This is a genomic window from Streptomyces roseolilacinus (assembly GCF_014649335.1).
GTDB classification, from domain to species: Bacteria; Actinomycetota; Actinomycetes; order Streptomycetales; family Streptomycetaceae; genus Streptomyces; species Streptomyces roseolilacinus.
This window is the reverse complement of the sequence record NZ_BMSV01000006.1, coordinates 321135-339711: the sequence shown is the minus strand read 5'-3', so window position 1 is coordinate 339711 and position 18577 is coordinate 321135. Positions and strand designations below refer to the sequence as shown.

Genomic DNA, 18577 nt, shown 5'->3' with positions numbered 1-18577 from the left:
CCCCGACCCCGTGCGCGACCCCTGGCGGGCGCCCATGGAGCGGGCGTTGGCGGAGGCCGAGCGAGCCGCGCTGGCCGGTGACGTACCGGTCGGCGCGGTGGTGCTCGGCCCGGACGGCGCCCTCCTCGCGACCGGCCACAACGAGCGCGAGGCCACCGGCGATCCGACCGCGCACGCCGAGGTGCTGGCGCTGCGCCGCGCGGCCGGGCGGCTCGGCGAGTGGCGGCTGGCCGGCTGCACCCTCGTCGTGACGCTGGAGCCGTGCGTGATGTGCGCGGGCGCCCTCGTCCAGTCCCGCGTGGACCGGCTGGTGTTCGGCGCGCTCGACGAGAAGGCCGGCGCGGTCGGCTCGCTCTGGGACCTCGTACGGGACCGGCGGCTCAACCACCGCCCCGAGGTCGTCCACGGCGTGCTGGCCGAGGAGTGCGCCGGGCTGCTGACCCGCTTCTTCCGCGACCGCTGAGGACCGGGCCGGGCGGCCCCCGCCCGTACCCCGCCCTCCCCGATACGGATTTCTGCGTCGGGGCACCTTTGGGCTAAGCTCTCTCTCGGTAGCGTGTCCGAGCGGCCGAAGGAGCTCGCCTCGAAAGCGAGTGTGGCGCAAGTCACCGAGGGTTCAAATCCCTCCGCTACCGCTGGTAGAAGAGGCGCACGGCTCATCGAGCCGCGCGCCTCTTCGGCTTCCGTCTCAGTTCCCGTCTCAGTTGGTCGCTACGAGCGCCCGGCGGCTCCGTCGTCGCCGTCGCTTGATCCGTCTCGATCCGGCTTCCAGATGAGTCCGTCGACCTGCCTGGCGACATCGCTGCGAACGGAGTCGACCATGTGCTGGTACCGCGCAGCCATGGCCGTGGTGGACCACCCCATGAGCCCCATGACGGCCCGTTCGGAGACTCCAAGGATCAGCAGGACCGTGGCAGCAGTGTGCCGAGCATCGTGCAAACGGCCGTCCCGGACCTTCGCGTCGTTCAGTAGCTCCTTCCAGTCGTCGTAGTCCGTTCGGGGGGATGTGCCCCGACCAGTCGTCGTCGCGAAGAGCCACCCCTCGTCCGTCCAGTCGCTCCCGGCCGCTGTTCGCTCCTCCGTCTGCTTGACCCGGTGGGCCCGCAGCAGGTCTACGAGCTGTGAGGGCAGCCCTACGGCCCGCCGTCCGGCGCGAGATTTCGTGTCGGCCGTTTCCGGGTTGGTTCGCTGACGCTGCGGGCAGTACCCGGCTTTCCTTCCGCAGGTATCCCCGCACCCATGGGCGTAGCGCGGGCGGCGGCGGCTCCGTCGGACCATAAGCACGCCACGGTCGAGGTCCACATCCGCCCACTTGAGGCCGAGTGCTTCACCCTGTCGGAGGCCGAGGGCGAGCGCGACGGCCCACCGTGCGGAGTTCCGGCGGCTTTCGGCTGCCTGCAACAGCCGTTGCACCTCTTCGACGGTGTAGGGCTCCACCTCCTCTTCGCTGACGCGGGGTGCCTTGGCGAGTTGAACGGGGTTCCGGGCAAGGTGGCCGCGCCGTACCGCCTCGTTCAGCGCGGTGCGGAAAGTGCGGTGAATTTGGTGGATCGTCCCCGCCTTACGGCCGTCGGCCACCATGCGCCCGTAGAAGTTCTCGATGTACTCGGGCTTGAGCTTGTCCAGCCGGTGGGCACCGAGGGCGGGGATCAGGTGCTTCCGTACGGCGACGCCGTATCCGACCATCGTGTTCTCGTTGACCGCAAGCGGGGCGATGTTCTCGATCCAGTGCGTCAGCCATGTTTTGACCGTCCAGGGACGTCCCGCCTTCCGAATGGTCTTGGCGTCTCGCTCCCGCTCCAGCTCACGAACGGCGGCAGTCACTTCGGCGCGGGTCTTGCGCTCGACGTGACGACGGTCCGGCTTGCCGTCGTCCCGAATGCCGACGGTCACGCGACCATGCCACTTACCGTCATTGCCCAGGTAGATGGAGGACCGGCCGTTCGGCTGACGGGTCCGCTTCTTTTCGTTCTTCTCGTCTGCCATACGAGTACTCCTCAAGCGGCGCGGTGGGCGGTGCGAAGGCGGGAGACATACGCGGCCGGAGCGTCAGCGGGAACGCGACGGAGGCCACCAACCATGACGGACTCCAGCTCGCCGGTACGGATGAGGCTGAAGCAGGTGGTTCGGCCGATACGGAGGCGGCGGGCCGCCTCCTCGACGGTCAGCAGCACGAGGGTCGGGTCAACGACATCGGTGAGTGAGGCCGTAGCCATGCGTGGGATGCTCCTTCGTCTCGTGGGGAGGAGCGGGGGCGTGTCCGCCCCCTTCTGGGAGATCCGCAACGTCCGCCACGCCGCCACGTCGCAGGTCAGGGCCTTGATCGTGTGGCGGATAGCGGTTTTGTGGCGGATGGGTGCCGCCACACCGGGGGTGGTGTGGCGGCACGGGGCGGGACCGCTCCGGTCAGCCGGTGGTGGTGAGCTGTGTGGCGGTTTCCGCAGTCGTGTGGCGGATGGGTGTGGCGGGTGCCGCCACGGATTCACCCGCGCTGACCTGCGGTGTGGCGGACGTTGCGGATGTTGCGGATCCTGCGGGGGGCGGAGGGCAGTACCTCGTCCAGGCGTCGGTGAGGTCCTCGGCGTAGTAGCCCTTCGGGGTGCCGGAGGGGGTACGGATGCCGCGCGGCTTGATGGGCTTGTTGGCCGGGGTGACGTACTGGGCGAGCAGCCGGGCCAGGGTGCGGGAGTTGATCGGCTTGTCGTCCAGGTCGCCCCAGGGGGCGTCGTCCATGGCGAGGAGGCATTCGAGGATGACGGCGGTGGGCATCCGGTCGGCGCCGCAGAACACCTTGTCGCGCAGGTCGGTCAGCAGCCGCACGCCGAGGGACGCTTCGTCGTTGTCGTGGGCAGCGTGGACCAGCTCCAAGCACGCGGCCCGCGCCCGTGCCGGCCAGTGTCCACCCGCGGCGTCGGCGACGGCGAGGAGCGGTTCCCATACGTCGGCGGGCCGGTCGGTGATGCCCTCGGGCATCTCGGGCCAGGCGTTGGCGACCTGGTCGCGGACGGTGTCGGCCCACTTGGCGAGCTGGTCGCGCAGGGCGTGGCCCTGCTTCTCGTGGATGCGCTGCCGGTAGGGCTCGACCTTCTCGTTCGGCGCCCGCTTGCGCATCCGGATGATGACCGAGCGGGTCAGGACGGTGTCGGGCAGGGACCCGAGACCGGCCATGGCGACCGCGCAGTACGAGCCGAAGAGTTCCGCGTTCTGGTTGGAGCCGTCTCCGACGCAGCGCAGGGCGCCGCCGATCCTGCGGTAGCCGGCGTTCAGGAAGCCGCGCAGCGCTTCGTCCGCTCCGGCCTTGGGGCCGAAGATGGTGTCCACCTCGTCGAACAGGACGGTGGGCAGTCCGGCGGCGGAGTCGACCAGCCGGTAGAGGGCGTTCGCGGACGCCGAGACGGTGCTGACCGGCCGGGGGGTGAGGAGTTCCACGATTTCCAGCGCCCGCGACTTGCCCGACCCCGGTTCGGGGGAGAGGAACGCGACCCTCGGCGTGGTCTCGAAGCAGTCGATCAGGTGGGCGTGGGCGTCCCACAGGGCGACGGCGACGTAGGCCGCCTGGGTCGGGAAGACGTTGAAGCGGCGGTGGAAGGCTTCGACCTGGTCGAGCAGTGCCGCTCCGTCGATGTGCTGCTGGTTCATGCGGCGGTCCTCTCGGCATGGTGGCGCAGGGGGCAGGTGGTGCGGTGGGCGGCGTGCTCTGCGATCAGGGCGAGGACGCGGCGGTGACCGACGGCGGAGCGGTCGCGCCCGCAGACGCACACGGACGTGGCGGTGGGCACCGTCCGGCGGCCGGGCGCGGTGACGTGGAGCATCGCGACGATGCGCCGACCGTCGCCCGGGTGCAGCTCAGGGCGAACAGCAGAGCGGACGCCTTCGGCGGCGACCTTCGGCGCACCACTGCCGCCGGGGGCCGGGGCCGGTTCGGCGGGCGGCCGGTAGCCGGGGGTCGGGGTGAGGCTTTTCAGGTGGGGGCGGGGGCTCATGCCGCCTCCCTCGGGCGGGCGGTGCGGATGGACCAGTCGAGGGCGGAGCGGATGGTGGTGCGGCACTCGGCCGGCGGCAGTCCCGCCGCTTCGCCCGCCTCCTGAAAAGCCTCCTCGGCCACGTGTCGGGGGATGTCGCCCCACGCGACGAACCGTCCCACCGCCCGCGCGCCCCGCAGCAGCGCCGCGTTCCGCCCGCCCTCGCCCGTGGCGGCCACGGCGGTGGTCTCGCGCTCCAGCGCCACCCGCGCGACCTGCGAGACATCCCGAGGCGCTACCGGACGGAACCCGGCTGCGGCGGGCTTGGGCGGGGCCTGGAGGATGTCCAGCAACCATGCCGGGAGCTCCAGAACGGGCCGGTCGTCCACGACCTCGTACGGGGCGCCGTGAACGGTGCTGCCGGGGGCGACGACGTAGCCGCCCCACGCCCGGGTGTCGACCAGCGGTGCGAGCGTCCCGGCGGTGTTCCTCAGCCGCGCCCCAGCGGGGGCGCGGAAGTACAGGTGGTGTCCGCCGCCCGTAGTCCGCACCCGGTAGGTGGCCGGGACGGCCTGCCCGGCGCGCTCGCAGAGCGCCCCGAAGAACGCCGCGCCGCCAGGCGCGTCCGAACAGCCCTTTTCCTTGGGCTGATCGAGGTCGATGACGACCAGCCCGGACGGGCCCGTGGCCAACCCGATGTTGAACGCCCCGGTCGCCCACGCCGCGTGGATGCGCTCGGGGTCGGTGGTGGCGCGCTGCTCCCACTTCACATGCCCGCCCGCGCAGGCGCCGGTGTGGGGGCACTGCGTCTCGTGATGGAGGGCGGGGCGCTTGGCGCCGGGGCGGAGGGGGAAGACGTGCCAGCCGCGGGCGGCGGCGTCCAGGGCGGCGTTCAGCAGGGATGCTCGACGGGCGCCGACATGTTGGGTCATGCTGGAAGACCTCCGTAGGTCTATGAGTGGACTGGGAGACGAGGGCGGCCCCGGCTTTGGCGAGACGGGGGCCGCCCTCATGCGGAATGGCTTCTAGGTAGTGCTCAGGGAGGCAGAGCCACCCCCTCGCCGGACGCCCGGGAAGGGGGTTCGGGCCTGTGAGCTGGGGCGCCTCCCTGACTCCCTGCAAGGTCATTTGCGCAGGTCAATGCCAGGGAGGTAGGTCAGGGAGCCGTTGAGGGAGTTCTCCCTGCCTCCCTGGCCCGTGCGGGGTGCGGTTCCCTCTACTGGGCGGCGGAAGCGGAACCGTCGGTGTCGCGGTTGGCGAGGGCGCGGGCGATGCGGTCGCGGCTGACGACCATGCGGCCGTCGGACTTGTACGGCTCCGCCCCGGTGCCCTCTAGCACCCGCCTCAGATCGGTGTGCGTCCACGCCCCGTACGCCTTGGGGTTGGTGGTGGCCAGCCGCTGGAGCACGTCCTGCGTCAGTACCCGCGGGGCGGTGCCGATGACGGCGGCGATGTCCGCGAGCGGGTCGGTCGGCTCGTCGGTGTCGAGCACGGTGAGGGTGGTGACCCCGTCGCGCAGGGCCCGCGCCCGGGCGGCGATCTCGGCCGCCTGGTCGTCATCGATGTAGTGCGTGCGCACGGTGATGGACGCCTGCCCGGCCGGAATGGCGATCCCGTCGGAGGCGACGACGAGCGTGCCCTTGTCCAGGCCCTGGCGCAGCAGGTGCGGGGCGGCGCCACCGTCCACGGCCTTGTCCCCCAGAGCCATACGGGCCTGCGACTCCGTGCCCAGGGCGAGCGACGCACGCGTGTGGGCGCCTTCGCGGACGAGCTTGGGAAGGTTCTGGTCGGTGGGGTCCTGCGTGCCCTGCCACAGCAGCACGTTCACCGCCCGCCCCTGGTTGTGGATCTTCCGCGCGGCCATGAAGTACCGGCTGGTCGCTTTGGAGCCGCCGTAGGGGCGGCCTTCCTCGTCCTTGACCGGGCACATGAACGCCAGCTGCGCCTCGTCCACTAGGACGATGAGCGGGGGGAAGGTGGTGCCGGGTGGGGAGGTCAGGCGCCGTTCCATCTCGGTGACGCCGGACTCCACCATCTCGGTGGCCTGGATGACGTGGTCATCGGTGGGCCCTTGGATCAGGACGGTGGCGATCCCGTCGAACATCGCCCAGTCCCCGATTCCCTTCAGGTCCGCGATCCGGAACTCCACGCTCGGGTCCAGCGCCAGCCACAGGGCGAGCGCGCGGACGGCGGCGGTCTTGCCCTGGTTGGACACGCCGGTGACGAGCATGTGCCGCTGATACAGGCTCAAGGCGGCGGCGTCGCCGCGCAGGTCTTGGCCCCACGGCGCCTTGCCCTTCTTGTAGTCGGCCCGCAGGCCGGCGTCCAGGACGAGCGGGGACGGGCCGATGGGCTCGTCCAGCGCGCCGGAGTCTGCGATCCACAGCCGGACGGTGCGGGCCGCGGTGGGGATGGTGATGAACACCTCGTGTTCGTGCCGGGACAGGTTCTCCGCGAGCTTGCGCCGCCGCCCCTGCACCTCCTGCGTGGAGACCCCCGACGGCAGGGTGACGTCGACTTCCACGCCGCATCCGGCGATCCGGATCGGGCCGAGCATCGCGGCGCCGGCGTCGCCCATCTCCTTGATGGCCTTGCGCAGCGGGGCGATGCCGAGGTCGCGTAGGGCGGTGACGACGATGGACGGGGTGATCGGCGCCCCGGCGTCGCTTCCGCGCTGCTGGGCGGGAAGGGCCCACTGCGGGGCCGCCTGCTGGTGACGCCCGACGGCCCACAGCCCGCACAGGGCCAGCCACGGGCCGAGGGTGACCAGCGGCCCCCACACCACGGTCGCGATGACGACGAGCAGCCGGCACAGCTCCACCAGGGCCATGACCGGCACCACCACGTCGCCCGGTTCCTTGGTCGCCACGGCGAGCGCGACGCCGAGGAGCAGCAGACCGGCGAGGGTGCCGCCGGTGGCGTAGGCGGCGTTCTTCACCACCCGCTCAGGCGAGGTCAGCAGATCCATGCGCCGCTGGTGGCGGGCGGCCCGGTACTGCCGGCCCCGCTCCTCCCACTCCGCGGCCACCTCCAGGTTCCCGGCGGCTTCGGCGGCGCGGATCATCCGCTCATACCGCGCCGCGGTGCGGCCGTCCCACGCCCGACGGGCCACGATCCGCGTACCGCCGACCACATAGGAGCCGTGGCGGACCACGGCCCGCCCCGCGGACCGCGTGCGCTCGTCGGTGGCGACGACCCGCACCCGGCGGACGGTCCGCCGCCAACTGGATGGACGCGGCGGCGCCCCGGCGGTCTGCGGCGACGCCTCCGGAACGGCGAGGGTGGTGGGGGTCTTGTCGGCGGTGGGGGGCGGGTCCTTGAAGAGGTGTACGACGTTGTCCGTCATGCTGGGACTCTCCTGTCTGCACAGGCGGATAAGGGGGCCCGGGGCGGCCGACGAACCTTGGCCGGGTGACGGCCGCCCCGGGGCGTGGCTACTGCTGGTCGATCGAGGCGCCGAGGATGCGCATGGTGATCAGCTGGCGCAGCGACTTGTCGTCGCCGCCGCGCTGCACCAGGGCGTCGGCCGGGCCGTCGTCGCCGGCGTTCAGCGTGCGGGCGGCGTGGTCCAGCTCCGCGCCGGTGATCAGCACATCGTCAGCGGGGGCGGCCTTCGGCTTGCGGGAGAACAGGCCCATCACGGGGTCCCTTCGGTGATGGGTGGTCAGTGGGTGCGGCGGGCGCGGTCGTAGTCGGTGGCCGTGCATCCGGCGGCCTCGGCCGCGTCGGCGGCCTTGCTCGCGAGCTGCGCCGCGTCCTGGGCGATGTCGGAGTCGATGCCGTGCTCGGCGCCGATGCGGACCATCTCCTGTCCGGTGGCGACGGCGAGGGCGGCGAGCTGCTGCTTGCGGGTCATGCAGGGTCCTTCCGCGTGGTGGGGCCGGGCCTGTCCCGGCTCCCTCCCGCCGCCCGACCGGGTGGCCGGGCGGCGAGGGGCAGCCGTCAGGCGGGCCGCAGCTCGCGTTCGTGGCACAGCACGGGGCCGATCAGGAGGCTGATCCCGTTGACGGTCCACCGGCCGCCGGTGAGCGGTCCGGGCGGCACTTCGTCGACGATCCGGCCCGTGCGTCCGGCCGCGCGCGGGTCGTCCTCGCAGGCGACGATCAACACCTTGTCTCCAGCCTTGAAGGCCATGGCGTTCCTTCCTTGGTGCTGGTCAGGCGGCGGTTTGCTGGTCGGGGTAGGCGCAGGGCACGCACATGCCGAGCGACCGCGGGATGCAGTACCCGGCATCCCGCCGACAGACCGGGCAGGTCCGCCGCGCCGCCATGGCCCGCTGAAGGGCGGCGGTCCGGCCGGGGGTCATGGGCCGGACGGGCAAGGCCAGGTCGACCCGGTAGAGGTAGGCGACCAGCGGCCCGCGCCGACGCCGAGGACGTTCGACCTGCGCGACCACGGGCTGACCACCCGGCCGTAGCCCTTGGGCGCGTAGTTGGCGGCGGGTGGCCAGCCCGTCGGGGGCCAGGCGCCACCGGTAGATGGGCAGGGCGCCCGTCACGCGGCCACGCGCTTCCACGCGGCGCGTAGGCGGGTCTCGGAGGCGGAGTGTCCGGCGGCGCGGAAGCGGATGGACATCTCCCGGTAGGACAGGGCCGGGGTCTGGCTGCGGCGGATTTCGTCCACCAGCCGGTCCAGCTCCCCATCGGTGAGCACCGGCGCCGCGTCCAGTGCCGGGACGGGGGCTGTGGGTCCCCAGACGGGGAGGTCCCAGGAGGGTGTGACGCCGGGTGTGACGCGGCCCGTCACGCAGGTCAGCGCCCTTGCCGTGTCCTCCCCGTCCCGTGCGGCTTCCAGCGTCGACCACGCTGCGGAGAGGGCTTGCGCGGTCCGTGCTTGGATGCGGGCGATGCGTGCCCCGGCCTGCGTGACGGCCGTCAGCCGCGTCTCCTCCGTGACCGCGTCGGCCCGCAGGCGGGCGCGGGCCACGGCCGCTTCGTCGCGGGCTTCCTGCTGGATGCTCCGGATTGTCTTGAGCGCGTGCGAGGTGAGGGCGGTGCGCTCCCACAGCCCGTGCACCAACCACAGCGCCTTGGCCGCGAGGGGCAGCCAGGCGACGGCCAGCCATGCGCCGGTGTTCTCCTCGGCGGTGAGTGCGTGGGTGATCAGGACGCCGGTGGCGATCAGACCGAAGCCCCACCCGACGGCCGTGACGGTGGGCGAGTGGTCGCCCTGCGCGGCGAGGCGGCGTTCGTAGGCGAGGGTGGCCAGCCACCCGCCGTCGATGCCGAGGCCGACGACCAGGGCGACGGGCCAGGGCACCGCCGCGCCGAGCCACATCATGACGACGGCGAGGGTGAGCACCATGGACACGGCCGTCACCGCGACGGCCGGCACAGTGGTCTTGGCGTTCACGCGGTACCTCCCAGGGCGAGCACGGCGGCGACGATGAGCAGGGCCCCGGCGGCGTAGGTGAGATCGATCGCGCGCTGCAGCCGGGCGAACTTGCCCACGGCGATGCGGGACAGGCCCGCGATGTCCTCGGCCCGGCCGTCCTGGGCGAGGTGGGTGCGGATCTCGTCGGGGGTGAGGGTGGCCCACAGGGGGAAGCCGGCGCCGCCGGACAGGTTCGGGCGCACTGCCCGCAGCAGCAGCCCCACCACGGCCAACAGGACGGCGACACCCGTACCGCCGACCACGGCCGCGGCCACCGGCAGCCGCACCGTGCCCGCGAGGGTCCAGACGCCGGCGAGGGCGGCGCCGGTGAACGCCAGCAGCAGCGACGCCTTCGTGTCGGTGCGGGCCAGCTCCGCCTTCACCTCCGCGTGCGCGGCATCCAGCGCGGCGTTCTCGCGGTTCATGACGCACTCCCGTTCTGCTGGCCGGCCCGCGTGCTGGCCGTGCCCCAGTGCCGGTAGCCGGTGGCGGGGTGCTCGGCCAGGCGGCCCCGCAGGTAGTCCGCGGACCACCCGGGGTCCTCGCCGTGGTCGAGGACCGGGCCCAGGACGATCTCCGCGTACATCGCGCGGTTGGTGAGGACCCGGGCACGCTCCTCCGCGTCGCCCACGGTCGCGGCGTACGGGATGGCGATCGCTTCCCGTACCGCTTCCAGCAGGATGCGCAGCTCGGCTACGGCCTCCAGCAGGATGCGCAGCTCGGCGGCGCTCACGCGGCACCCCCGTGAAGGCTCGTCCCGGCCGCGCGGTTGACCAGCGCGACCCGGGCGGCCAGTGCACGGCGGCGGGCCCGGCGGATGCGGCGCTCGTCCAGCTCGCTCGGCGTGCGGTCGAGGGTGACGATGTGGGCGTCCAGCAGCTCGACGTCCGCCAGGATCACGGGCATCTCGCGGTCGATGGCGTCCAGCTCGACGGCCGTCGGCTCCATCCACGGAGCGAACGCGGTAACGGCGTCCTGAACAGTGACGATGTGCTCCATTGGGTCGTGTGTCCCTTCGCAGGTGGAACGGCCCGTTGCGGCTCCCGGGAGGCACCCCGGGAGCCGCTTGCCGTTGGAGTCGGTTCCGGCTCCCCTCAGCGCTGCTCGTACGAGACGAGCAGCGGAGGCAACCGGCGCAGCCGGATCGGCTGCGGGGTGGCGAAGCGTTCTACGGCCCCGGAGGGGCCCGCGATCTTTGCCCTTGTCTCACCGTGCGCATGGGTCGCTTGTCCGCCCCGCAAGGGCGGCCTGGGAGAAGGTGCTTGCTGCTCGCGCGGCAGGGCCTACGGCTTGTCGCAGATGCCTGTGTCCACTGTTCAGTTCTCAACCGTGACCGGCGCTTCCTTCGAGCTGATCCCGTCTCGCGGGGGCCCTCCGGGCGCTGTTTGCGCAGCTCAAGCAGCCGCGACAACGCATCCCCTTCTTGCTTAGGGGGGGTTGCCGTCTTGCTTGATAGGTACGGTAGGCAAACTCGCGGCTGCGCGCAACCCCCTCTCCCGGTAGAGTTGATAGCCCCCCTAGGCGACGCTGGGAGAGACGTGCAAGAGGACATGCAGAAGGTCTGTGGGATCGCGGATCCCGTTGACCGTGCCAAAGCCGCAATCGACCTGATGGCGCGGTACCAGAGCCACGTGAACGAGTTGTCCCGCATCCGCCGGGAAGCCATTGAGGAGGCTCAGGGGTCCGGCATGACCCAGGCCGAAATCGCGAAGCGACTCGGGGTCAGCCGGGGTCGCGTGGGTCAGCTCGCGTCGTCCGGCCCGCCGCCGGAGCGCGCGTTCTTCGGCACAGACCTCGTCACGGTGTCTCTCGGTGGCAAGTACGAAGCGGGGAAGGCGCTCGACCAGAAGCCCAGCGAAGTGGTCACCCGGGAGGATCTCGACAACTTCGAGCACCTGCGGAAGCTGCTGGGCGGCATGAAGCTGGACACTCAGTACGAGGTGATCCCGCCGACCGGAATCGTCAACCTCAACCGGGACAACCACATCGTGGTATGCGGCCCCCGTCTGTCTCCCATCGTGGCGCAGGTGCTCGAAGGCGACGACAATCTGCGGTTTGCGAAGGATCGGGCGTGGCACCTGGTGGACCAGGTGGCAGGTAAGGAGTACCGGTCCCCCCAGGATGAGGACGGGTCGGCCGGTGACATCGGCTATCTGGGACGGCTCCCCCGCTTGGACGGCAAGGGAACGTTCCTCTACATCGCTGGCATCCACGCCATCGGAGCCAACGGAGTCGTCCACTTCCTGGAGAACAACGTGGCAGAGGTCTACAGGGAGGTCCGCACGCGCCGCTTCTCAACCCTGATTTCCTGCCGCTACGACCCCGAGACGCTCGAAGTGCTGGAGAGTCGACGCGTCACCCCTCTGTACCGACACGAAGGCTGAGAGCATGCGCGTCGCCATTGAGACCCAACCCGGTGGAGCCGCCCCCAATGAAGACTGGGTGGCCGGTACGCCGGCCCTCGCCGTCGTGCTGGACGGGCTGAGCACCGTAGGGCTGGACACCGGATGCCGTCATGGCGTGCCCTGGTACGTGGCACAACTGGGCAGCCAGCTCGTGGCCGCACTCGCGGACCCGGGCGCCTCGCTCACGGCCGGTCTGGCGGACGCCCTCGAACGGGTGGCAGCCCTACACCCCGAATGCGACCTTGCCAACCCTGGGACTCCTTCGGCCACGGTCGCGATCCTCCGACAGCGAGAAGGCGCCTTCGATCACCTAGTACTGGCAGACTCCCCCATCGTGCTCGAAGGGGGCGAAGGCTTCACCGTGCTCACCGACCTGCGGGTGGAGGAAGTCCTTCCCGACCTGCGCGCTGAAGTCGAGCAGTACGAGACCCATACGGCAGAGCACCGGGAAGCGCTGCGGCGGTTCGTGGCCGCACAGCGCCAGACCCGTAACACCCCCGCCGGCTACTGGGTTGCCGGTGCGAGCCCGGAAGCGGCAGCCCACGCCTTGACCGGCAGCACCCCGGCCGAGGACGTGCGCGCCGCGGTCGTCCTGTCCGACGGGGCGTCACGTCTCGTCACGGAATACGGGATGGCCACCTGGGCGGAAGTCTTCACGATGCTCCGCACCGGCGGTCCGCAAGAGCTGATTGCCACCGTCCGGAAGGTCGAAGCCACCGACCCGACAGGACGCCGGTGGCCGCGCTACAAATCCGGCGACGATGCCGCCGTCGCCTTCTGCCAGCGGTGATAGCGGCTGGTCAGCAAGCGGGACGCCCCTCTTGCTCCGTCTCAGTTTCCGTCTCATTCACCCCCGGTCGGAGCCGTTCACAGCGGTTCACGCTCCGGCCGGATGTACGGGAATGAACAAGGCCGGACGACCTTAGACTGTGCTCTGACCAGCACGAACAGACCTCGAAAGCGAGTGTGGCGCAAGTCACCGAGGGTTCAAATCCCTCCGCTACCGCCAGCAACACCCCTCTGAAATGCGGAGACGCGTTTCAGGGGGGTGTTTCGCATGGGCGGAGCGGACCGCGCGGCCGGGCGCGGCCCTCCCGCCCACGCCACGCGCCGAGGGCGGGCCGGTCACCTCGTACGTACGCCGCGCACGCCCGCGCCGCGCCGCCCCGCCGCGCCCGCGTCCCCCGGAGCGGCAAACGGCCGGGATCTCCCCGGCCTTGACCCTTCGATGCTCGGTTAGACTCACCCGACCGCCGAGGGGATCACAGGGGAGAGACGGGGACGATGGCGCAGGCGAAGAAGATCACGCTGTACGCCCTCACCGTCTTCGTGCTGTACACGATCATCCAGTCCCCCGAACGTGCCGCCGACCTCGTCCAGATAGGCTTCGAGGGCATTTCGAGTGCCGCTCAAGCGGTCGGCGAGTTCATGACCGCCCTCATCAACTAGGAGTCCCGAGTGATCCGCCACCTGGTCCTCTTCAAGCTCAACGAGGGTGTGCGGCGCGACGAGCCGCGCGTCGAGGCGGGCGTGCGGGCCTTCCGGGAGCTGGACGGCGTCATCCCGGAGCTGAGGTTCTGGGAGTGCGCCTGGAACATCAGCGACCGCCCGATCGCGTACGACTTCGCCATCAACTCCGCCGTCGAGGACCTGGACGCCCTCAAGCGGTACGTGGAGCACCCGGCCCACCAGGCGGCCGCCGGTCAGTGGCGCGAGTTCGCCACATGGGTGGTCGCGGACTACGAGTTCTGAAGCCCTCCACCGCAGCCTTCCGGACGGAGCCCCGCACCCCTGTGGTGCGGGGCTTCCCCGTTGCGGCCGCCCGCGGAGCCCCAACACGGCGTTATGGGGTGCTTGCACACAGCGGACATGTCTTGTGATGCTATGACCGCTTTTGACGGAGGACTTGACCGAGGTTGACCGCTAGCCGTGAAGGGGTGGCGTGAACGTGCCGGCCAGTACCACGCCCCACCAGGTGCCACCCCAGAACGAGCCGCAGAACGACCCCGCCCGGGGCCCCGAGCCCACCGCCGAGCCCGACCCCGAGCAGGACGCGCGCATCCGCAGGACCGCCGACACCCGCGCGCTCACCCAGGTCCTCTTCGGCGAGCTGAAGAAGCTGGAACGCGGCACGCCCGAGCACGCGCGCGTCCGCTCCGCCCTCATCGAGGCGAACCTGCCGCTCGTCCGGTACGCCGCCGCCCGCTTCCGCTCCCGCAACGAGCCGATGGAGGACGTCGTCCAGGTCGGCACGATCGGCCTGATCAACGCCATCGACCGGTTCGACCCCGACCGCGGCGTGCAGTTCCCGACCTTCGCGATGCCCACGGTCGTCGGCGAGATCAAGCGGTACTTCCGCGACAACGTCCGCACGGTCCACGTCCCCCGCCGCCTGCACGAGCTGTGGGTCCAGGTCAACGGCGCCACCGAGGACCTGACCACCCTTCACGGCCGCTCGCCCACGACCGCGGAGATCGCCGAGCGGCTGAAGATCTCCGAGGAGGAGGTCCTCTCCTGCATCGAGGCCGGGCGCTCGTACCACGCGACCTCGCTCGAGGCGGCCCAGGAGGGCGACGGGCTGCCCGGCCTGCTCGACCGGCTCGGCTACGAGGACCCGGCGCTCGCCGGCGTCGAACACCGCGACCTCGTACGGCACCTGCTCGTCCAGCTGCCCGAGCGCGAGCAGCGGATCCTGATGCTCCGTTACTACCGGAACCTGACGCAGTCGCAGATCAGCCAGGAGCTCGGGGTCTCCCAGATGCACGTGTCACGGCTCCTCGCGCGCAGTTTCGCCCGGCTGAGATCCGCAAACAGGATCGATGCATAGCTGAAACGGGTAGACCCGTTTAGTCCATAATCAGCCGTTCCAAAAGCCGCACACCCTTTGTTTACGGCACAGATTCACCACCGCCATGTCGACAAGTCACTACAGCGTGTTGCCGACATGTGACATTCTGCTGGAACCGCGTTTGCCGCAGTCTCGGCGCCGGTATTCACGTGGAGGCTGCGTTCCTCCGATGGTCGCGGCTCACGCGACCGTCCGCGACCTCAAGGGGGTGGCATGTCCGCAGAACAGGGCAGCTCGAAGGTTCTCACGCTGACGCAGAGCGAGCCGGCCACGCTTCCCGACCCCTCGGAAGCCATCGACACCCGCACGCTCTCCCGCTCCCTGTTCCTGCGCCTCCGCGCGCTGGACACGGCGGGCGTGGCGACGGACAGCCCGGAGCGGATGTACGTACGCGACACGCTCATCGAACTCAACCTGCCGCTCGTCCGGTACGCCGCCGCCCGCTTCCGCTCCCGCAACGAGCCGATGGAGGACATCGTCCAGGTCGGCACGATCGGCCTGATCAAGGCGATCGACCGGTTCGACTGCGAACGGGGCGTGGAGTTCCCGACGTTCGCCATGCCGACGGTCGTCGGGGAGATCAAGCGCTTCTTCCGCGACACCTCGTGGTCGGTGCGGGTGCCGCGCCGCCTCCAGGAGCTGCGGCTGGCGCTCACCAAGGCCGGCGACGAGCTGGCGCAGAAGCTCGACCGCTCCCCGACCGTGCCCGAACTCGCCGCCGTCCTCGGCGTGTCGGAGGAGGACGTCGTCGACGGCCTCGCCGTCGGGAACGCGTACACCGCGTCGTCCCTCGACTCGCCGTCGCCGGAGGAGGACGGCGGGGAGGGCTCCCTCGCGGACCGCCTCGGCTACGAGGACAGCGCGCTCGAAGGCGTGGAGTACCGGGAGTCGCTGAAGCCCCTGCTGGCCAGACTCCCCGCACGGGAGCGGCAGATCATCATGCTGCGGTTCTTCGCCAACATGACGCAGTCGCAGATCGGCGAGGAGGTCGGCATCTCGCAGATGCACGTCTCGCGCCTGCTGACCCGCACGCTGGCGCAGCTGCGCGAGGGCCTTATCTCGGACTGAAGCCCCCCGGCCCGGCCCGCGGGACCGCCGCGCGGACCGGGCCGGCGGCGAACACCGTGGCGGGGCCGGCCCGTGTCCCCGGTACCGCGCGTACGCCCTCGCACGCGTGCACGCCCGCGTACGGTGCCGCGACGCCGTGCGGGCGCACGCCGCCGTACCTCCGCGTGCCTCCGCACTCCCGCGCGCGAAGGGCCGCCACGGAGCCGTACCGGCACGCGAAGGGGGCGCTCCACCGCGGCGGAGCGCCGTGCCACCGGCCGCCCGCGGAGGCGCCCGGTGCCGCGGGGCCGGATCAGCCCAGCGCGAGCCAGGCGACCGCCGCGATGACCACGGCCGCCACGACGAGGCCGACGATCAGGCCGACGCGGGGCCCGGACGACTGGACCACGGCCTGCTGCTGGCGCTGCGGAGCCCCCTCGTCGACGAAGGCGCGGAACATCTGGGTCGAGCCCGCGGGGTCGTAGGAGTTGCCCTCGGGGCCCTGGGGGGCGTGCGGGTTGTGTGCCATGGGGCAGGACCCTAGCGAATCGCGTCCTGCCGCCCCACCCCGGGAGCCCCCGGAAAGGATCTTGGCTTTTCTTTACCGGCTCTTTGGCTGCATACGGCCCGATTTCATTTGCCTGCAGCAACCATCCAGACATATGGTTGCTCTAAGCAACAAGATGCGGAGGTGCCCGGGTGGCAGCACGCAGTCAGTACGAGGAGCTGGCCCGTCAGATCAGCGCGGTCGGGGTCGTCAAGCGGGGCATCGCGCGGATGCTCCCCGCCGAGTGCCCGGGGGGCGCGGCCGCCGTGCTGGCCCTCCTGGACCGGTACGGGGACATGCGGCTGAGCCGGCTCGCCGAGCTCCTCGCCATCGACATGTCGGTGACCAGCCGGCACGTCGCCCACGTCGTGGAGCACGGCTGGATCGAGCGGTCCCCCGACCCGGGCGACCGGCGCTCCCGCATCCTGCGCCTCACCCCCGCGGGCCGGGACGTCCTGGACGACCTCGGGCGGCGCGCCGCGGACCTGTTCGCGGACCGCCTGCGGGACTGGGACGACGACGAGGTCGGGCAGCTCGTCACCCTGCTGGCCCGCCTCCGGACGTCCTTCGGGGACGGCCGGACGCACCAGACGAGGACGCCCCTCACGACGAAGACGAAGCAGACGACGACGCACGCGTAAGGAAGTACATGGCTACGACCACACCGTCCGGAGTGCGGGACGGCGACGCCGGCGAGGCCACCGGCACGCCGATGACACACCGACAGATCATGGAGGCGCTGTCCGGGCTGATGCTCGGCATGTTCGTCGCCATCCTGTCGTCGACGATCGTCTCCAACGCCCTCCCGGAGATCATCACCGACCTCGGCGGCGGCCAGAGCGCCTACACCTGGGTGATGACGGCCTCGCTGCTCGCCATGACCGCGACGACACCGCTGTGGGGCAAGCTCGCGGACCTGTTCTCGAAGAAGCTGCTGGTCCAGCTCTCCCTCGTCATCTACGTCGTCGGCTCGGTCGTGGCGGGCCTGTCCCAGAGCTCCGGCATGCTGATCGCCTGCCGGGTCGTCCAGGGCATAGGCGTGGGCGGTCTCTCCGCCCTCGCGCAGATCGTGATGGCCGCGATGATCTCCCCGCGCGAGCGCGGCCGCTACTCCGGCTACCTCGGTGCCGTCTTCGCCGTCGCGACGGTCGGCGGCCCGCTGCTCGGCGGCGTGATCACCGACACCGACTGGCTCGGCTGGCGCTGGTGCTTCTACGTCGGCGTCCCGTTCGCCCTCCTGGCCCTGCTCGTCCTGCAGAAGACGCTGCGCCTGCCGGTCGTCAAGCGCGAGGTGAAGGTCGACTGGACGGGCGCCGCCCTGATCAGCGCCGCCGTGTCGCTCCTCCTCGTGTGGGTCACCTTCGCGGGTGACAAGTACGACTGGGTGTCCTGGCAGACCGCCGCGATGGTGGGCGGCTCGGTGCTGCTCGGCGCGCTGTTCCTCGCCGTCGAGTCCCGCGCCGAGGAGCCGATCATCCCGCTGCGCCTGTTCCGCAACCGCACGATCGCGCTCGCCTCGCTGGCGTCGCTGTTCGTGGGCGTGGCGATGTTCGCCGGAACGGTGTTCTTCAGCCAGTACTTCCAGCTGGCGCGGGACGAGTCGCCGACGATGTCCGGCGTCATGACCATCCCGATGATCGCGGGCCTGTTCGTCTCGTCGACCGTCTCCGGCCAGGTCATCACCAAGACCGGCCGCTGGAAGGCGTGGCTGGTCAGCGGCGGTTTCCTCGTGACGGCGGGCCTCGGCCTGCTCGGCACGATCCGGTACGACACGGAGTACTGGCACGTGGCGCTGTTCATGGCCGTGCTGGGACTGGGCCTCGGCATGATGATGCAGAACCTCGTCCTGTGCACCCAGAACCAGGTCGCCCCGAAGGACCTGGGCGCCGCCTCGTCGGTCGTCACGTTCTTCCGCTCCCTGGGCGGCGCCGTGGGCGTCTCCGCGCTGGGCGCCGTGATGGGCAACAAGGTCACGGAGTACGTGAAGGAGGGCCTCGCCGCCCTCGGCCCGAAGGGCGCGGCCCTCGGCCACGGCGGCACGGGCGGCGGCGGCATCCCGGACCTGGACGCCCTGCCGGTGCCGGTCCGCCAGGTGATGGAGAGCGCGTACGGGCACGCGGTGGCCGACGTCTTCCTCTACTCGGCGCCGTTCGCGCTGGTCGCCTTCCTGGTGACGCTGCTCATCCGCGAGGTCGCCCTGAAGAGCGCGACCGACTGATGCCCCGGGCGCGCCGCCCTTGAGCGGAGAGCCGCGCGCCCGGTCCGGTGGGCCCCGGTGGCCGGCCAGGAGGGCAGGGGACGCCCGAGCCGGCCACCGGGGCCTCCTCTCGTCCCGGGTCCCCGGGCTCCGGGGCCCCGGGCCCCGGAGCCCGCTTCCCACGTCCGGCGCCCGGAC

23 protein-coding genes, 1 tRNA gene and 1 pseudogene are annotated in these 18577 nt (G+C 71.3%); 10 read left to right on the top strand and 15 right to left on the bottom strand.

Going from position 1 to position 18577, the window contains the following annotated elements:
• Positions 1-34 precede the first annotated feature (34 nt).
• On the top strand, positions 35-463 hold the full coding sequence (tadA, locus tag IE106_RS16830) for a tRNA adenosine(34) deaminase TadA (protein ID WP_189534730.1): 429 nt from the start codon (positions 35-37) through the stop codon (positions 461-463).
• Between the two features lie 87 nt (positions 464-550).
• Positions 551-635 (top strand) — tRNA-Ser (locus IE106_RS16825).
• Between the two features lie 76 nt (positions 636-711).
• On the opposite strand, the gene IE106_RS16820 is transcribed toward IE106_RS16825, so the two are convergent.
• From IE106_RS16820 to IE106_RS16760, 14 genes are all read right to left on the bottom strand, one after another.
• Positions 712-1986 (bottom strand): tyrosine-type recombinase/integrase, encoded by a 1275-nt coding sequence (locus tag IE106_RS16820; RefSeq protein WP_189534727.1) that lies wholly within the window; start codon positions 1984-1986, stop codon positions 712-714.
• Positions 1987-1997: 11 nt separating this feature from the next.
• The gene (locus tag IE106_RS16815) at positions 1998-2216 is read right to left on the bottom strand and encodes an excisionase family DNA-binding protein (RefSeq protein WP_189534725.1); all 219 of its coding nucleotides are present in this window, start codon (positions 2214-2216) and stop codon (positions 1998-2000) included.
• 190 nt (positions 2217-2406) lie between these two features.
• On the bottom strand, positions 2407-3639 hold the full coding sequence (locus IE106_RS16810) for a DUF3631 domain-containing protein (RefSeq protein WP_189534723.1): 1233 nt from the start codon (positions 3637-3639) through the stop codon (positions 2407-2409).
• A complete protein-coding gene (locus IE106_RS16805; protein WP_189534721.1) occupies positions 3636-3983 on the bottom strand; it encodes a hypothetical protein in 348 nt (115 codons plus the stop codon). The genes IE106_RS16810 and IE106_RS16805 overlap by 4 nt, the downstream gene beginning before the upstream one ends.
• Entirely contained in the window at positions 3980-4894 is a 915-nt protein-coding gene (locus IE106_RS16800; protein WP_189534719.1) for a bifunctional DNA primase/polymerase, read from the bottom strand. Before IE106_RS16800 ends, IE106_RS16805 begins: the two co-directional genes overlap by 4 nt.
• Before the next feature lie 284 nt (positions 4895-5178).
• Positions 5179-7308: an ATP-binding protein gene (locus IE106_RS16795; protein WP_189534717.1), complete on the bottom strand. Its 2130-nt coding sequence runs from the start codon at positions 7306-7308 to the stop codon at positions 5179-5181.
• A gap of 88 nt (positions 7309-7396) precedes the next feature.
• A complete protein-coding gene (locus tag IE106_RS16790; RefSeq protein ID WP_189534715.1) occupies positions 7397-7600 on the bottom strand; it encodes a hypothetical protein in 204 nt (67 codons plus the stop codon).
• Positions 7601-7626: 26 nt separating this feature from the next.
• Positions 7627-7818, bottom strand: coding sequence for a hypothetical protein (locus tag IE106_RS16785; RefSeq protein ID WP_189534714.1), 192 nt, complete (start codon positions 7816-7818; stop codon positions 7627-7629).
• 86 nt (positions 7819-7904) lie between these two features.
• Positions 7905-8096 carry a hypothetical protein gene (locus IE106_RS16780; protein ID WP_189534712.1) on the bottom strand — a complete coding sequence of 64 codons (192 nt, stop codon included), beginning with the start codon at positions 8094-8096 and terminating at the stop codon, positions 7905-7907.
• A gap of 22 nt (positions 8097-8118) precedes the next feature.
• On the bottom strand, positions 8119-8448 hold the full coding sequence (locus tag IE106_RS30400) for an RRQRL motif-containing zinc-binding protein (RefSeq protein WP_229840550.1): 330 nt from the start codon (positions 8446-8448) through the stop codon (positions 8119-8121).
• A gap of 8 nt (positions 8449-8456) precedes the next feature.
• Entirely contained in the window at positions 8457-9314 is an 858-nt protein-coding gene (locus tag IE106_RS16775; protein ID WP_308427875.1) for a protein spdB, read from the bottom strand.
• Positions 9311-9760, bottom strand: a complete 450-nt coding sequence (locus IE106_RS16770; RefSeq protein WP_189534710.1) for a Pycsar system effector family protein — start codon at positions 9758-9760, stop codon at positions 9311-9313. The genes IE106_RS16775 and IE106_RS16770 overlap by 4 nt, the downstream gene beginning before the upstream one ends.
• Positions 9757-10068 (bottom strand): hypothetical protein, encoded by a 312-nt coding sequence (locus IE106_RS16765; RefSeq protein ID WP_189534708.1) that lies wholly within the window; start codon positions 10066-10068, stop codon positions 9757-9759. Before IE106_RS16765 ends, IE106_RS16770 begins: the two co-directional genes overlap by 4 nt.
• Positions 10065-10334, bottom strand: a complete 270-nt coding sequence (locus IE106_RS16760) for a DUF6284 family protein (protein ID WP_189534706.1) — start codon at positions 10332-10334, stop codon at positions 10065-10067. The genes IE106_RS16765 and IE106_RS16760 overlap by 4 nt, the downstream gene beginning before the upstream one ends.
• 539 nt (positions 10335-10873) lie before the next feature.
• On the opposite strand from IE106_RS16760, the gene IE106_RS16755 reads away from it, so the two are divergent.
• From IE106_RS16755 to IE106_RS16730, 6 genes are all read left to right on the top strand, one after another.
• Positions 10874-11719, top strand: a complete 846-nt coding sequence (locus IE106_RS16755; protein WP_189534704.1) for a sigma factor-like helix-turn-helix DNA-binding protein — start codon at positions 10874-10876, stop codon at positions 11717-11719.
• Positions 11720-11723: 4 nt separating this feature from the next.
• Positions 11724-12530, top strand: coding sequence for a protein phosphatase 2C domain-containing protein (locus tag IE106_RS16750; protein ID WP_189534702.1), 807 nt, complete (start codon positions 11724-11726; stop codon positions 12528-12530).
• Between the two features lie 494 nt (positions 12531-13024).
• Positions 13025-13189: a hypothetical protein gene (locus IE106_RS16745; RefSeq protein ID WP_189534700.1), complete on the top strand. Its 165-nt coding sequence runs from the start codon at positions 13025-13027 to the stop codon at positions 13187-13189.
• A 9-nt stretch (positions 13190-13198) separates the two neighbouring features.
• Positions 13199-13492, top strand: coding sequence for a Dabb family protein (locus IE106_RS16740; protein WP_189534698.1), 294 nt, complete (start codon positions 13199-13201; stop codon positions 13490-13492).
• A 196-nt stretch (positions 13493-13688) separates the two neighbouring features.
• Entirely contained in the window at positions 13689-14567 is an 879-nt protein-coding gene (locus tag IE106_RS16735; RefSeq protein WP_189534696.1) for an RNA polymerase sigma factor SigF, read from the top strand.
• Positions 14568-14801: 234 nt separating this feature from the next.
• On the top strand, positions 14802-15656 hold the full coding sequence (locus IE106_RS16730; RefSeq protein WP_189534694.1) for an RNA polymerase sigma factor SigF: 855 nt from the start codon (positions 14802-14804) through the stop codon (positions 15654-15656).
• Between the two features lie 292 nt (positions 15657-15948).
• Here the strand turns inward: IE106_RS16730 and IE106_RS16725 are convergent, their stop codons facing one another.
• A complete protein-coding gene (locus tag IE106_RS16725) occupies positions 15949-16164 on the bottom strand; it encodes a hypothetical protein (protein WP_189534692.1) in 216 nt (71 codons plus the stop codon).
• A 170-nt stretch (positions 16165-16334) separates the two neighbouring features.
• Here IE106_RS16725 and IE106_RS16720 point away from each other — a divergent pair, with 170 nt between their 5' ends.
• The gene (locus tag IE106_RS16720; protein ID WP_189534690.1) at positions 16335-16823 is read left to right on the top strand and encodes a MarR family winged helix-turn-helix transcriptional regulator; all 489 of its coding nucleotides are present in this window, start codon (positions 16335-16337) and stop codon (positions 16821-16823) included.
• 71 nt (positions 16824-16894) lie between these two features.
• Positions 16895-18388 (top strand): annotated as a pseudogene (locus IE106_RS16715) (MDR family MFS transporter); the annotation flags it as partial.
• Positions 18389-18577 lie beyond the last annotated feature (189 nt).